Source organism: Sodaliphilus pleomorphus, assembly GCF_009676955.1.
Lineage (GTDB): Bacteria > Bacteroidota > Bacteroidia > Bacteroidales > Muribaculaceae > Sodaliphilus > Sodaliphilus pleomorphus.
Genome location: NZ_CP045696.1, coordinates 1,333,799 through 1,347,899 on the forward strand (window position 1 = coordinate 1,333,799; position 14,101 = coordinate 1,347,899).

The window sequence follows — 14,101 nt, forward strand, 5'->3', positions numbered from 1 at the left end:
GCCCATGATAAAAGCAGGAATAATAGGCGGCACAGGATACACCGCCGGCGAACTGGTGCGCTTGCTGGTCAACCACCCCGAGGCCGAGCTGCGCTGGATATCGAGCACAAGCCAGGCCGGCAAGCGCGTCGACAGCGTGCATCAGGGCCTCACGGGCGACACCGACCTGGTGTTTTCCAGCTCGACGCCGCTCGACGACATCGACGTGCTCTTCATGTGCACGCCCCACGGCTTCTCCAAGCCATTCTTGGAGCAACACAAGGCCCAGGTGCCCGATAACTTGCGCATCATCGACCTCTCTCAGGACTTCAGGATTGACGACGGCACACACGACTTCATCTACGGCCTGCCCGAGCTCAACCGCCACTGGCTCAGCCAGCCAGGCTGCCGCCATGTGGCCAATCCTGGCTGCTTCGCCACTGCCCTGCAGCTGGCGCTCTTGCCGCTGGCCCAGGCCAGGATACTCAAGGGCGATGTGCACATCACTGCCGTGACGGGCAGCACCGGAGCCGGCGCGAAACCCGGCCCCACCAAGCACTACTCGTGGCGCAACGACAACCTATCGGTCTACAAACCCTTCCGCCACCAGCACCTGGCCGAGGTGGGGCAATCGCTCAGGCAGTTGCAGGGCGACTTGCCGGGCGAGATTGACTTCATCCCCATGCGCGGGCCCTTCTCGCGCGGCATCCTGGCAGCAGTCTACACCCGTTGCGAGGCCAGCCTCGACGAGCTCAAGGAGCTCTACCAGCGCTACTACGAGGGCCACAGCTTCACCACAGTCACCGACAAGGAAGTCGACCTCAAGGATGTGGTCAACACCAACAAGTGCCTGCTGCACCTCGACAAAATCGACGGCAAGCTGCTCGTGACCTCGGTCATCGACAACCTGCTCAAGGGCGCCAGCGGCACAGCGGTGCACAACATGAACCTGCTCTTCGGCCTGCCCGAGCGCACCGGCCTCAGGCTCAAGGCGTCGGCATTCTAACGCTCACAACAAGAACAATTGCAAAAAACACAGAAGAAAAAAAATGAAACTATATGACGTATATCCACTCTTTGATGTAGAGATTGTGAAAGGGCGCGGCTGCTACGTGTACGACAGCCAGGGCACCGAGTATCTCGACCTCTACGGCGGCCATGCCGTGATATCGGTGGGTCACAGCCACCCCCACTATGTCGAGGCGCTCACCCGGCAGGCACAGCAACTGGTGTTCTACTCCAACTCGGTGGTCAACCCGCTGCAACGCGAGCTCGCCGCAAGGCTGGGCGCTGCATGCGGCTACGACGACTACCAGCTGTTTCTCGTCAACTCGGGCGCCGAGGCCAACGAGAATGCTATGAAGTTGGCGTCTTTCCACACAGGCAAGAAGCGCGTGGTGGCCTTTGACAAGGCTTTTCACGGCCGCACCTCGCTGGCCGTTGAGGCCACCGACAATCCCAAGATAAAGGCACCGGTCAACATCAACGGCGACGTCACCTTTGTGCCGCTGAACGACATCGAGGCCGTGGCAGCCGAAATCGACAAGGGCGACGTGGCAGCCGTCATCATCGAGGGCATACAAGGCGTGGGGGGCATCAACATTCCCAGCGACCAGTTTATGCGCCAGTTGCGCGAGCTCACCGCCCGCGCCGGCGTGGTGCTCATTGCCGACGAGATACAGTCGGGCTACGGCCGCACAGGCAAGTTCTTTGCCCACCAGTGGTCGGGTATCAAGCCCGACCTCATCACGGTGGCCAAGGGAATATGCAATGGCTACCCCATGGCCGGCCTCATCATTGGGCCTCAGTTCAAGCCCTTCTACGGCGAGCTGGGCACCACCTTCGGCGGCAACCACCTGGGCTGTGCCGGAGCCATTGCAGTGCTCGAGATTTTTGAAAAAGAGCACCTGGTCGACAATGCACGCATCGTGGGAGAGCACCTGCTCGAGCGGCTCAAGACCGTGCCTGGCATCAAGAGCGTGCGCGGCCGCGGCCTGATGATAGGGCTCGAGTTTGACTACCCCGTCAAGGAGCTGCGCAGCAGGCTCATAAGCGAGCAGCACGTGTTTACCGGCGCATCGGGTCAGAACATGATAAGGCTGCTGCCGCCGCTGGTGCTCACCATAGCGCAGGCCGACGAGTTTGTGGCCCGCCTGCAAGCAGCCCTGGGCGTCGTCGCATAGAGCCACCGAGGCAAGCAACAAGAAACACAACAAGCCCCTGAAGCAGTTGCCTCGGGGGCTTGTTGTCGTTGAGTGATACCAAGAGGCATCACCCTCCTGGGCACTCCTGCAACGAGGAGCCCCAGGGCAGTGCCCAATGCATGCTAATTTTTCACTTGCCACTTGACTCTACAGGTAACGCCTTTTTGCAGTATTATTTGCAGGGGTCGGAATAATGCATTAAGTTTGCGCTGGAATCTCACAAAAACTTTAGATATTTGTGAATTTCCAATTTGAAAGCAACAATGGAAACAACTGAACAAAAGATTCTTGCGAGATTAAAAAGGGCAGGAAGGGGAAAAGTTTTCTTTCCCGACTATTTTGCCGACTTGGCATCTTCCGACAGTATACGAAAAGCCCTTGAGATCCTGACCTCAAAAGGAGAAATAATCAGGGTCGCAAGGGGTATATATTGCTACCCAAAGATAGATAACGAACTGGGCTTGGGTGTGCTAAATCCGTCGGTTGATGATATTGTGGCCGCTATAGCCAAGCGCGACCACATGAAGGTGGTGCCCACCGGCGTACACGCTCAAAATCTGTTGGGCTTGTCAACACAAGTTCCCATGAACTTCGTTTATCTCACCAATGGATGGTCACGACAAATCACTGTACTCAACGATATAAAAGTAAAGTTCAAGCAGACTGCTCTCAAGAACCTGGAGTTCAGCAGCTCACTTGCGATGCTCATCACCTTTGCACTAAAAGATATTGGCAAAGATAATGTAACCGATGACCAGTTAACAAAAATTAAACAACTACTGCTCAATGAGCCCCAAAGTTTTGTTGATAAAGATTTAGTTTTGATGCCCGTGTGGATTAGAAAAATTGTAACTTCAGCTTATGGACAGGAATAATTACTTCGCCCTTGATGTTTCGCACCAGCGTTACTTGCTTGAGCAAGCAACTGGCAAAGCAGGACTCCCCCCTCAGGCAATAGAGAAAGATATATGGGTCTCTACCACTTTGCAACTAGTATTCACATTGCCATTTGCCGACAAACTGATTTTTAAAGGTGGAACATCGCTTTCAAAAGTGTGGGGAATCATTAATCGTTTTTCCGAAGACATTGATTTGGCAGTTGACCGTTCACTGTTTGGCTTAGAAGGCGATTTAACAAAGAAACAACTCAAGAAGTTGCGCAAAGCATCATCACTATTTGTGCGCGAAGATTTCAAAAACGCTCTCCAACAAGCTATTGAGGATAGCGGATTAAGTCACTTTTGTTCATTGGAAGCAGAACCCGACGGAGAAGACGACAGCACATATCCCGAGCCCCGCAAACTGTTTCTTCATTATTCGAGCGCACTGAGTGACCGATTGGGCTACATTAAACCTATGGTTATGTTGGAGATTGGTGCGCGGTCGTTGTTTGAACCGAACAAGAAGTCCAGAATCCAAAGTATTATAGAGGATGTGTTCCCCACTATTAAGACCTCACTGGTTGACGCGGAATTAGCGACAGCCACCCCGGGAAAGACATTCCTTGAAAAAGTGTTCTTGCTGCACGAGTTGTTCTCAATTCCGGGGCACGGCATGAATGCCAACCGCAAGTCGCGCCATCTCTATGACCTGTATCGGATGATGGACAAAGACTTTGCATGGGCCGCGGTGAAGGATGACCGGTTGTGGGAAACGATACGCCACCATCGCGAGATCTTCACGTCGGTTCGCGACATGGACTACACTCCCGATATCAGGCAGCGTCTTGTCTTGGTTCCTCGTGAAGACATCATCGACAACTGGCGGCGCGACTACGAGGTGATGTGCCAAGCCATGATTTATGGCGACAAACCCACCTTTAGCGAGTTGCTTGAAGCCATGCACGAGCTTGAGAACCGTTTCAAGCACTGAACGCCGACACAATAGCAGCTACACGTTGCGTTCCGCCATAAACGAGAAAACCGCCTTTGTCGGGCGGCTCTCTCGGTGTGCTGGGCAGTGCTACTGCTTAATTGGCACTGAAAACATAGCCATCTTGAAAGTTATAGTCATAGGCGAAAAGTGTGCGAATAAAGGCGGGCACAATTGAAATATGACTTTAAAAACACTCTGGGGTGCCCTCCAACATGCAGCAATTTTCTACAAGCTGCTCGGCATACTCCTCCTCGCTATTCCATTCGCCCTCATAGCACTTGTGGAAATCATCAACGCCCATGTCAGTGTCACACTTCAGCTCCATGAAAGCCTTTCATGGAGCTCTCTGAAAGTTCGGCATATTAACGGATTTTGTCAAAGACTTTCGATTTTTTGAAAAAACAGGCAAAAAAAATTGTATGTCATAAAAATTTATTATTTTTACAGTGCGGAATGGCAACATTCCGCAACAGACATATTGAAATAGAAAGCTTTATGCTTATTCTTGTCATGTGAAAACCTAGGAAATTTTCAAGATTAGAACACAAGAGAATGGCACAGCGGTTTCCACGTTATAGCGTGGGTTGCACTCATAATCCATCCTTTTTGTACTACTGGTTTTCCTAGGACCAACACATGACAAAGCGTGGCATAGCAGTCCGCGCTTTCTTAGTATCTATTTTTATGAGCATAGGGCTGGTGCTCTAATCTAATTGTGATGAGAATATGACGTTTCTTGAACACACCTATTGCCGACGACAACGGCTTTCCACATTGTGGACTGCCGATGAACTTGTTTGGGAAGAGATTGGGCCTAAGCTGACTACCGGTGGCCATAATTATTACCAGCACTTCACTCAGCTTTATGCATCTTACCCCAATGCTCTCCCCGAAGCAACAAGAATTATTGAGAAACATCTTGTTTGCATTTTGAATCGCCCTTATCGCGACTTCGAGGAATTGTATGATTTCATTGAGCAATTGCTTGCCAACCCCTCCATCCCCTCGTTTAATGTACAAGGAATCGGGTGGGTCGCGCTTTATGACATTGCGCTGCGCATCGGTTGCAACCTGCGACCCCGTGTCATCCCCAAAGACTATGTATATCTCGGCGCAAACAAGGTGCGCGACGCGGCTAATACGTTAGTGCCGGGCATAGTGTCGGGCAATGTGTTCAGAGTGCCTATTATCAAGCTTGCCGCATTCTTCCCACACTTTACCTCAATGGAGATTGAGGATATCTTGTGCATCTATAGTGATAAGATTAAAGAGGCAGGAAAGTTCAAACTCAAGTGGCTAAACAACTGCCCTGTGTTCAGTGCAAATAAAGAAAAAAACGGAGGAAGCCGAAAATCCATTAAAGAGTAGGCATAACAATAATACCAGTAAAATTATGGCAAGAGAATGTAAAGCAGGGAATTGGTTGTTCCGTATTAATCCCAGCAATGACAAAGAACTTCAAAGGGCAACCATAGGTTCGAGCTGTTACAGTCTGTTGTGGACTGCGCCTAACGGAGAACGCATTTTGGACATCAATCCAAATGGCGAAGATGTTGATATCCAGACAGACCGTCACAACTATGTGCGTTTAAAGAGTGGTGGGGTCAAATTGAAGTGACCAAAAGTAAATTTAGCCTGAATAATTCATATTAACAAAAAAGAAGCTGCATTTCTTGTGTAAGAAAGAAAAACCATTAACTTTAAAGTATTAAAAATCAATTTAATACACACAGCTTCTAGGTGCAGTGATACAACAAAAAAATTCAATTGAGCAACATAAAACATTATTTTCTTTGGCAGAACCCGTTTTTGGCAAGAAAATCAAGGTAGACTTCACTGCTCCAGATATATCCTCCAACGGTGGCAGTGCTGCTTGTACGCCCCTCGCAAATTTGTAATTGTTTTACAGCCATTTGTAACACATTACCACGGCATTTGAGAGTGGCCAGTGCAATGCAGTGCCACCGTTGCAGGCTTGCAATCGCGTAATTGCAAGTCACTTGCACCGCAAGGCACTGCCGGGAGAAATAATTTTCAAGGCAAGAAAAAGTTTTGTACTTTTGTCGTGAAAAAATGTGTGATTAACAAAGGTCCTAACTGATGCAAGCACTGTTCTACACCTGCAACGCGGCTCTCTTGGCGGTCCTGGCCATAGCCATATGGGGCATGTTCAGGCAGGCGCGTCACTTGCGCGACGATAGCTTCCAGCTGCGCCGCAAGTCGTTTGCCGCCGTCTTCATCACCATGTTGCTCTACGTGGCGAGTACCTTCACCATCTACAGCCACGGCAGGGTTGAAGTACTGAGCACCCTGGCCGTATGCCTGCACTATACCGCCATGGCCACCTTCATCATGGTATCGTGCGCCTTTTTTGGGCGCAATTATTACCGCAGCGTGCTCACGTGGGCCTTCTTCTTGCAATATCCAGTGGTGATGCTCGTGCTTCACATCATCATGCGCGCTACAGGGCGCTATGTGAAGCTCTACAGCGCCAGCGAGCTACTGCGGTATGGAGGCAACGACCTGGGCCTCTTCTGGGGGCGGGTCATATGGCTGGCCATGCTCACGTTCTGCCTCTTGTTTTTGCTGTGCATGCTGGTCGGAGCCTACGTGCACTACCGCAAGCGCCCCACGCCGGCTGGCCTGCCAGCCAGCCGACTCAACTGGCAGAAAAAGGACGTGCGTTACGTGCCTTGCTACCTCGTCTTGAATGTGGGCATGATGGGGTCGCTCTTCACGAGCTCGCTGTGGCCCTATGTGGTGGTGCACCTGCTCACAACCGTGATGTTCGTGCGCACCTTCATGGTCTACAACCGCTACATGCACTATATCGAGCATCTGGCCAGCCGGCGCGAGGCTTTTCTCCACATCCCCGTCAGGCTCATGGAGCTCGCCGAGCAGGAGCGCAACAACCCGCTCTACAAGAGCAACGCCACGCTCGACGAGATAGCTGCCGCACTCGACGTGAGCCGCAAGGACCTGAGCGACTACCTCTATGAGGAGCTCAACACCACCTTCCCGTCGTGGACCAGCGAGCAGAAGCTGAGCCACTTCACCAAGCAGCTGTTGCGCACCGACCGCAAAATAAGCGAGCTGGCCATGGCCTGCGGCTATGCCAGCATCACTGCCCTCAACCGTGCCTTCAAGGCACGCTATGGCATGTCGCCCTCCGATTACCGCGACAAGACCACTCCCAGAACCGATCAACTCAACGTGCTGAGTGTCAGGAGATGATAAGTGACGAGGTGAGATGACAACCGATTTTTCAGAGAGATGAGAATCGATTTTTTCAACATGAGAACACGGTAATTGTCTATCTTTTTTAGTTTTGCAATGTGTTTTTAGAGAATTTCACTCTTGCAAACCCAAAAAGACACACATTACTGTTGTTCTAATTATTTTGCACAAGGCGACACAAGCCTGGTATTTCTTTAATTTAATACCTTAGAAGAGGCAAAGCATGACGTGCTCCGCCTCTTTTTTTTGCATTCTGCCACCAGCCGTGCAACGCGCCCAAGCGCAACTAAAAAGCATTGAAATCGTGGCTCACGCCGTTGCCGTGAGGGTCGGGATTGCCGTTGGGGTTGCCGTCGCTGGGCTTGCCCATGCCGCCAGGGGTGCCGCCCTCGCCCGGCAAGGGGGTTGTGGTGCTGGTCGTCGTCGTAACCTTTTTATAGAGGTAGGCGTCGTCGCCTGCATTGTCGCATGAAGTCAAAAGGCAAGAGAGCCCCAAGAGCAGCAAGGCTGCTCCACCCATAAAGAATCTTTTCATCTTGTGTTGTGGTTAAATTGTGAAACTAAACTTGTAGTTGAAAACCATCCAATCGTTGTGAGCGCTCTCGTTGAGTGATTTCATAGTATAGACGCAAGACACGGCCCAAAAGTTTCAGAAAAGAAATAAAATTTTTCACCAAGCCTGAAAAAAACAGAAGCAGGAAGCCTGGCACAAGTGCCGGAAGCATCAAGCGCTAAAACGGATGTGAAAATTTGTTTCTTTTTACACTCATAACGCCAAATAGTTACAAATGTTAACAAACAGAGAAAAATTTACCATTTTATTAGTCATTTAGGACAATATATTGAAAAATATATATTACTTTTGCGGCCAACAAAAAAAAACACCGACTAAATGATAATGAGAGAAGCAATCCTGACCGCAACACTCGCGGCAACCACAGCCCTGGCCAGCCTGGCAGGCGGAGTACTCACCAACACCAACCAGCACATCGACTTCCTGCGCATGGTGGCACGCGGAGCCAGCACCGACATCGACGCCGTCTATACCAACCCGGCCGGCACAGCATTTATGGCCGACGGCTGGAAACTCTCGCTCAACGTGCAGAGCGCCTATCAGACCCGCACGATAGCCTCCACCTTTGCCCTCTACCCCGAGGGCACGCGCAACTACAAGGGCGACGCCTCGGCCCCCATTCTGCCCAGCGCCTATGCCACCTACAACCACGGCCACTGGGGCGTGTCGGGCTTCATAGGCGTGGTGGGCGGCGGCGGCAAGTGCTCGTTTGGCTCGGGCCTGCCCGTGTTTGACTCCCAGGTCATGGCCGCCATCCTTGCCCAGAGCAAGGGCACCGTGACCCCGGCCATGTACAGCATCAACACCGCCATGCGCGGCAGCCAGTTTATCTACGGCGGCCAGTTTGGCGGCGTGTATCGCTTCACACCAGGCTTGAGCGGCTACCTGGGCCTGCGGGTGAACTACTTCTTTGGCAACTACTCGGGCCACGTGATTGCCAAGCTCAACAACGTGGACAAGACACTGGCCGACCTCGAGCTCGACTGTGACCAGACCGGCTGGGGAGCAACGCCCATCATAGGCATCGACTACCGCTACAAGGGTCTCACCCTGGCTGCAAAATACGAGTTCATCACCAAGCTCAACATCGAGAACGACACCAAGGTGAACAGCGACCCCGATGGCGCTCTGGCCGAGTTTAAAGACGGCGTGAACACGCCTGGCGACGTGCCGGCCTATTTTGCCGCCGCTGTGGGCTATGCCTTCACACCGCGGCTGCGAGCCACCGTGGAGTACCACTTCTACGACGACAAAAACGCCAAGATGGCCGGCGACAAGCAGAAGGCGCTCAAGCGCGGCACCAACGAGGTGCTGGCCGGCGTGGAATGTGACATCAACAAGACGTTCACCGTGAGTGCCGGCGGGCAGAAGACCATATACGGCCTGGCCGACGACTTCCAGCAGAACACAGCCTTCTCTTGCAACAGCTACTCGGTGGGCCTGGGCGGGGCCGTGCACTTCAGCAAGAAACTCACGATGAACATAGGCTACTTCTGGACCATGTACAAGAAGTATACCAAGGATGTGCCTGCCAGCGCCACCGGCGGCTACAACGGCACCACTCTGGCTGGCAAGGAGGTGATGGACCGCACCAACAAGGTCTTTGGCATGGGCATCGACTACAAGTTCTGAATGCCCGCAATCACAGCCTCTACAGGGGCAAAACAGGCATGAACCGCTGCCCCAATACAGCCCAGCCACGACGAGCGAAGAAAAAAAATCGAACTTTTTGGGCAAAGATAGTTGGTAATTCAAAAAATTTCACTAATTTTCCTAATTTGACAGTTTGTTGTATTAACGTGTTACTACACAATACTTTACATAGTAAAGTAATGTAGCTAATTTTTCGGTGCTGCAAGGATTAACCTTTGTTAACCTTTCGGTAGAACGCGTTCATCGCTGCTTTTGTGATTATCTGTTTGTTAACTTCCACACCGGCAAGCTCTTGCAGTTGGTCGGTGAGGCTGGTGCGCTGGAACATGGGCACGTATCCCAGTCCCTGGATTTGTCCGAAGCGCAGGTTCTGGAGAGTGTCGATCAGCTGGTCGACGGTCAGGGGGTGCTCCTTGTAGGCCTCGGGGAACGAGTCGGCCAGCTGCTTTTGCAGGAGCTTGAGCAGCAGCAGTGCGAGGAAGCAGACGAGGAAGTGGGAGCGGATGCGGTCCTGCCTGGAGAGGTAGACGGGTCTGGCCTCGAGGTGGGTCTTGGTGGTGCGGAACAGGTGCTCTATCTCGTGATGGAAGGAGCGTGCCTTGAGCACGAACGCGGCCTCGTCGTCGAGCGAGGTGGCGTAGGCGTAGAAGCCGTCGAGCTTCTCCTCCTGCCCTAGGATGTCGTCATTGATGACCATCTCGGTCTTGACGGCCGTCTGTCCGTCGTCGGTCTTGTGTATGGTCTCTATGTAGTTGAGCGGTGACTGCTGCGAGCGGCGCGGGTTGGCCTGCCCCCTGGCCACTATCTTCCTGGCCGCCGCGAGGCGCTCGGCGCGCTTGTGCCTGAGGAAGAGGGCGAAGTCGTGGCTGTAGGTGATGATGACCCTCTCGGCCCTGGAGGAGCTTTGCCATTGCCTGATGCGTCGCCCCCGGGCGTCGACGGGCGTTGCGCCGGGGTTCTCCCTGCGGGCCTCGAGCCACTGCGGGTTGAGGCATTTCACGGTTTTGTCGACAAGTATCTCCTTGTAGAATGTGGTCTGGCGCAGCAGGGAGCTGTCAGCCTGGCCGCCCTCGCGCAGCACGTCCAGGTTGTAGAGGCCGCCGTCGGAGTACTTCTCGTGCAGCAGCCTGGCCTTTTCCCCGTCGGCGCAGTAGCCCAGCCTCCAGCCCCTGGGGTCGACGGCGGCCCGGCGGTCGGCGGCGGGCAGCGAGGGGATCGACTGGACGCAGATGTAGTCGCGGCCCTGGTCCATGTTGTAGCGCCGGTTGCCCTCCGAGGCCAGGCCGGCGTCGGTGGAGACGACGAACTCGGTCAGGCCGAACTTGCGCCTCAGCACATCCTCGAGCGGCTGGAGCGTGGCCTGCTCCGACTCGTTGCCCGGGAAGACCACAAAGGCCAGCGGGATGCCGTCCATGTCCATGAACATGCCCATCTGCACGATGGGGCTGGGCCGGTTCTCTTTCGACTTGCCGCGCTTGCGCAGCCCGGCCACGAGCTCGCCGGTCTCTATGTTCACCGTGTCCCTGTCGTTGTCCTCGATCTCGAAGTAGTAGTTGGTGCAGTCGTAGTAGATCACCCTGTCCCTGCGTTCCATGAACCTGGCCGAGCAGGCGTAGACGCCGGCCTGGATGTCGTCGATGTGGCCCGAGAGCAGGCTCAGGGCCCGGTACATGTCGGCCTCGCCGAACTTCGGGGGCCGCACCAGCCCCTGCGCCTTTCGCAGCGTCCTCTGCTTGGAGCAGGGGAAGAGCAGACGGCCCGTGACCAGCGTCCTCAATATCCCGTCGAGGTCGAACTTCGCCTTGCTCGCCTTCTTGATCTCGGCGCACATGCGGGGCAGGCCGAGCCTGTTGTAGAGCGGCAGCAGCATCAGGTCGCCGCCCGCCCGCAGAGGCAGGTCGCCCATCCCCACGGTCTGGCCCGGGTAGAAGTCAACCGAAATGCGCTCCCTGCCGGCCTTCTCCTCCTCGGTCATGCGGGCCGCCAGGTCCCTGACCCACTGGCGCGGGTCCTGGCAGCCGTACTTGCGCCTGATGTCCTCAAGCAGCCCCAGCCGCCTGACAGTCTTTGTGGTAGACTTGCCGTCGATGCGCACCGACTTCTGGATGTAAGCCCACGTGCCCTTCTTTGTAGTGCCGAATGTCGCCTTCATATCGATAATCCTTTAATGTAATAACTACTATTAGCTACAAATATACAAATAAAAAATGAACTGTGCAACAATTCATTAGAAAAAATTTTACACTCTAACTGTCAAAGTCCCGATGGACCGCACCAACAAGGTCTTTGGCATGGGCATCGACTACAAGTTCTGAATGCCCGCAATCACAGCCTCTACAGGGGCAAAACAGGCATGAACCGCTGCCCCAATACAGCCCAGCCACGACGAGCGAAGAAAAAAAATCGAACTTTTTGGGCAAAGATAGTTGGTAATTCAAAAAATTTCACTAATTTTGCACTCGCAAATAAGCCAAATGCCCAAGTGGCGGAATTGGTAGACGCGCACGTTTCAGGTGCGTGTGCCGCAAGGCGTGAAGGTTCGAGTCCTTTCTTGGGCACCAATTCAAGACCCAGCAGCTTAGCAATCAAGCTGTTGGGTTTTCTTTTTTGTTTCAAAAAAACTCCTGCTTACGAGCACAATGCAACATTTTCTTGCCCTACAGCTATTGCACATCACAGGGTTTTGTCTATCTTTGTAATAGCGTGCGATGGCCATCGGTCCAAAGTCACGCATGGGATAAAGAAACGACGAAACTCCAGCCCATATTTATTGAAAAGCATGAGACTGCGTGGTGGTCACCTCTTGTTTGGCATTGGCCTGCTCTACAATCAAAATTGTGATTTTGAAACGCCAAACGCCAAACCTCAAAATGAAAGCCTGATTTTCATTTGATTTGCTTTTTCAAAGTGGGCTGTATTTTCCAGATTTGCAACTCCACAGGACAGTTGCACCCGTCTCTAAAGAAGAAAAAAAAATAAAAAAAAGATGAGAAAGATCACATCCACTCCCCTGCTTGTGCTGGCCGTGCTGTTGCTGGCCACGGGCTGCGTGGGCAACGACGCCAGCGAGCCTGCAAGCTACGGCAAGGCAAGCTACAGCATCACCCTGGGAAACGACATGCTTGACGCCGCCTCGCAAGTAACGATAAAATACAGCGACGGCGAGAAGACCCAGAGTCTCACCATCGATGCATCCAGCCTCGACGGCAACACGTGGACCCGCACGGTGACTGCCGACCTGCCTGCCGACTTCGGCTTCAGCATCACCTTCACGCCCAAGCCCGGCAGCGAGCTCACGCGCGAGAGCTACACGCTGCGCACCACGGCCCGCATCAACATCGTCACCAATGTCGGTTCGGGCTCGAGCTTCCACGGCAACCCCGTGCCCGTGGTGGAGGCAGCCACGACAGCCCGCGCCGACGTGCCCGCTACCCTCGCCCAGGCCAGTGGCACCACTGTGGCCTACCATGTCGACGACGCCGGCACCATCACTGCCTCGCAGTCGAAACGACAATAACAGAGCACAGCCGGCAACGGTGGCAGGCAAAAAAAAAACGAAACAACCCAACACCTACTATAGATTAACAACTTCACACATGACTCTGCAGCAACTTGAATATATCGTGGCCTTGGACCGCTATGGCAACTTTGCCAAGGCCGCCTTTGCGTGCGACGTGACCCAGCCCACGCTGAGTGCAATGATACAGAAGCTCGAGGCCGAGCTGGGCCTGAAAATCTTCGACCGCCGCCGGCAGCCCGTGGTGGTGACCCGCGACGGCCGGGCCGTGATAGCGCAAGCCCGCGAGGTGCTGCACCAGGCACAGCGCTTGCGCCAAATTGTAGACGAGGAAACCGAGTCGCTGCACAGCACCTTTGTCATAGGCGTGCTGCCCACCATAGCGCCCTATCTCATCCCGCACTTCTTCCCCCAGCTCATGAATGCGCACCCCGAGATGGACGTGCGCATCGTGGAGATGAAGACGGCTACCATGAAGAAAGCCCTGGTCGAGGGCGAGATCGACGCCGGCATTGCCTCGCGCGTCGACGGCCTCGACAACTACGACTGCCACGAGCTCTACAGCGAGCGATTCATGGCCTATGTGGCCCAAGGCGACCCACTGGAGGCCAAAGAGCGCATCAAGACCTCCGACCTCACGGGAGCCTACCTGTGGCTGCTCGACGAGGGCCACTGCTTCCGCGACCAGCTCGTGAAGCTGTGCAGCCTCAAGGCCGCAACCCAGAGTAAGAAAGCCTACTCGCTGGGCAGCATCGAGACCTTTATGCGCATTGTCGAAAACGGGAAAGGTGTGACCTTCATCCCCGAGTTGGCCCTGGCCCAGCTCAACGACTACCAGCGCTCGCTGGTGCACCGTTTTGCCATGCCCGAGCCACGGCGCGAAATCGTGATGATAACGATGCCCCACTTCCTGCGCCACAAGCTGCTCAAGATCATCGTCGACCGCATACGCAGCTGCGTGGCGCCCTTGCTGCTTGCCAAGTAGAAAACAAAGAGAATGCACAGCGCCGGGGCGGCCTGTGCATTGCTCACTATATACATTTTATATCAGGGTTTCAATAG

At 53.9% G+C, this 14,101-nt stretch carries 13 protein-coding genes and 1 tRNA gene; 11 read left to right on the forward strand and 3 right to left on the reverse strand.

What is annotated here, in order from left to right; genetic code table 11:
- Window positions 1-4: 4 nt before the first annotated feature.
- The 4 genes from argC to GF423_RS05430 all read left to right on the forward strand — a co-directional run bounded on the left by argC (window position 5) and on the right by GF423_RS05430 (window position 4,055).
- Entirely contained in the window at window positions 5-985 is a 981-nt protein-coding gene (gene argC, locus GF423_RS05415; RefSeq protein ID WP_154327392.1) for an N-acetyl-gamma-glutamyl-phosphate reductase, read from the forward strand.
- Between the two features lie 43 nt (window positions 986-1,028).
- Complete coding sequence (locus GF423_RS05420; protein WP_154327393.1) at window positions 1,029-2,162, forward strand: aspartate aminotransferase family protein; 1,134 nt, start codon at window positions 1,029-1,031, stop codon at window positions 2,160-2,162.
- Window positions 2,163-2,446: 284 nt separating this feature from the next.
- Window positions 2,447-3,058 carry a DUF6088 family protein gene (locus tag GF423_RS05425; protein ID WP_154327394.1) on the forward strand — a complete coding sequence of 204 codons (612 nt, stop codon included), beginning with the start codon at window positions 2,447-2,449 and terminating at the stop codon, window positions 3,056-3,058.
- Complete coding sequence (locus GF423_RS05430) at window positions 3,045-4,055, forward strand: nucleotidyl transferase AbiEii/AbiGii toxin family protein (protein ID WP_154327395.1); 1,011 nt, start codon at window positions 3,045-3,047, stop codon at window positions 4,053-4,055. Before GF423_RS05425 ends, GF423_RS05430 begins: the two co-directional genes overlap by 14 nt.
- 187 nt (window positions 4,056-4,242) lie before the next feature.
- On the opposite strand, the gene GF423_RS05435 is transcribed toward GF423_RS05430, so the two are convergent.
- Complete coding sequence (locus tag GF423_RS05435) at window positions 4,243-4,383, reverse strand: YlaC family protein (protein ID WP_154327396.1); 141 nt, start codon at window positions 4,381-4,383, stop codon at window positions 4,243-4,245.
- A gap of 401 nt (window positions 4,384-4,784) precedes the next feature.
- Here GF423_RS05435 and GF423_RS05440 point away from each other — a divergent pair, with 401 nt between their 5' ends.
- The 3 genes from GF423_RS05440 to GF423_RS05450 all read left to right on the forward strand — a co-directional run bounded on the left by GF423_RS05440 (window position 4,785) and on the right by GF423_RS05450 (window position 7,292).
- Window positions 4,785-5,426 (forward strand): hypothetical protein, encoded by a 642-nt coding sequence (locus tag GF423_RS05440; RefSeq protein WP_154327397.1) that lies wholly within the window; start codon window positions 4,785-4,787, stop codon window positions 5,424-5,426.
- Window positions 5,427-5,451: 25 nt separating this feature from the next.
- Complete coding sequence (locus tag GF423_RS05445) at window positions 5,452-5,676, forward strand: hypothetical protein (RefSeq protein WP_154327398.1); 225 nt, start codon at window positions 5,452-5,454, stop codon at window positions 5,674-5,676.
- A gap of 482 nt (window positions 5,677-6,158) precedes the next feature.
- Window positions 6,159-7,292 (forward strand): helix-turn-helix transcriptional regulator, encoded by a 1,134-nt coding sequence (locus tag GF423_RS05450; protein ID WP_154327399.1) that lies wholly within the window; start codon window positions 6,159-6,161, stop codon window positions 7,290-7,292.
- Window positions 7,293-7,581: 289 nt separating this feature from the next.
- On the opposite strand, the gene GF423_RS05455 is transcribed toward GF423_RS05450, so the two are convergent.
- Entirely contained in the window at window positions 7,582-7,830 is a 249-nt protein-coding gene (locus tag GF423_RS05455; RefSeq protein WP_154327400.1) for a hypothetical protein, read from the reverse strand.
- A gap of 363 nt (window positions 7,831-8,193) precedes the next feature.
- Here GF423_RS05455 and GF423_RS05460 point away from each other — a divergent pair, with 363 nt between their 5' ends.
- Window positions 8,194-9,501, forward strand: coding sequence for a hypothetical protein (locus GF423_RS05460; protein WP_154327401.1), 1,308 nt, complete (start codon window positions 8,194-8,196; stop codon window positions 9,499-9,501).
- 229 nt (window positions 9,502-9,730) lie between these two features.
- Here the strand turns inward: GF423_RS05460 and GF423_RS05465 are convergent, their stop codons facing one another.
- Window positions 9,731-11,674 carry an IS1634 family transposase gene (locus GF423_RS05465; protein WP_154326416.1) on the reverse strand — a complete coding sequence of 648 codons (1,944 nt, stop codon included), beginning with the start codon at window positions 11,672-11,674 and terminating at the stop codon, window positions 9,731-9,733.
- A gap of 324 nt (window positions 11,675-11,998) precedes the next feature.
- Between GF423_RS05465 and GF423_RS05470 the strand changes: the two genes are divergently transcribed.
- The 3 genes from GF423_RS05470 (at window position 11,999) to GF423_RS05480 (ending at window position 14,024) form a co-directional block, all read left to right on the forward strand.
- Window positions 11,999-12,083 (forward strand) — tRNA-Leu (locus GF423_RS05470).
- Between the two features lie 425 nt (window positions 12,084-12,508).
- Window positions 12,509-13,039 (forward strand): hypothetical protein, encoded by a 531-nt coding sequence (locus GF423_RS05475; RefSeq protein ID WP_154327402.1) that lies wholly within the window; start codon window positions 12,509-12,511, stop codon window positions 13,037-13,039.
- Between the two features lie 79 nt (window positions 13,040-13,118).
- Window positions 13,119-14,024, forward strand: a complete 906-nt coding sequence (locus GF423_RS05480; RefSeq protein ID WP_154327403.1) for a hydrogen peroxide-inducible genes activator — start codon at window positions 13,119-13,121, stop codon at window positions 14,022-14,024.
- The last annotated feature ends 77 nt before the right edge of the window (window positions 14,025-14,101 follow it).

Coding starts and splice junctions, on each gene's coding strand:
- GF423_RS05450 (WP_154327399.1), top strand. CDS start 6,159: ATGCAAGCACTGTTCTACACCTGCAACGCGGCTCTCTTGGCGGTCCTG.
- GF423_RS05460 (WP_154327401.1), top strand. CDS start 8,194: ATGAGAGAAGCAATCCTGACCGCAACACTCGCGGCAACCACAGCCCTG.
- GF423_RS05455 (WP_154327400.1), bottom strand. CDS start 7,830: ATGAAAAGATTCTTTATGGGTGGAGCAGCCTTGCTGCTCTTGGGGCTC.
- GF423_RS05420 (WP_154327393.1), top strand. CDS start 1,029: ATGAAACTATATGACGTATATCCACTCTTTGATGTAGAGATTGTGAAA.
- GF423_RS05435 (WP_154327396.1), bottom strand. CDS start 4,383: ATGGAGCTGAAGTGTGACACTGACATGGGCGTTGATGATTTCCACAAG.
- GF423_RS05425 (WP_154327394.1), top strand. CDS start 2,447: ATGGAAACAACTGAACAAAAGATTCTTGCGAGATTAAAAAGGGCAGGA.
- GF423_RS05430 (WP_154327395.1), top strand. CDS start 3,045: ATGGACAGGAATAATTACTTCGCCCTTGATGTTTCGCACCAGCGTTAC.
- GF423_RS05465 (WP_154326416.1), bottom strand. CDS start 11,674: ATGAAGGCGACATTCGGCACTACAAAGAAGGGCACGTGGGCTTACATC.
- GF423_RS05440 (WP_154327397.1), top strand. CDS start 4,785: ATGACGTTTCTTGAACACACCTATTGCCGACGACAACGGCTTTCCACA.
- GF423_RS05445 (WP_154327398.1), top strand. CDS start 5,452: ATGGCAAGAGAATGTAAAGCAGGGAATTGGTTGTTCCGTATTAATCCC.
- argC (WP_154327392.1), top strand. CDS start 5: ATGATAAAAGCAGGAATAATAGGCGGCACAGGATACACCGCCGGCGAA.
- GF423_RS05475 (WP_154327402.1), top strand. CDS start 12,509: ATGAGAAAGATCACATCCACTCCCCTGCTTGTGCTGGCCGTGCTGTTG.
- GF423_RS05480 (WP_154327403.1), top strand. CDS start 13,119: ATGACTCTGCAGCAACTTGAATATATCGTGGCCTTGGACCGCTATGGC.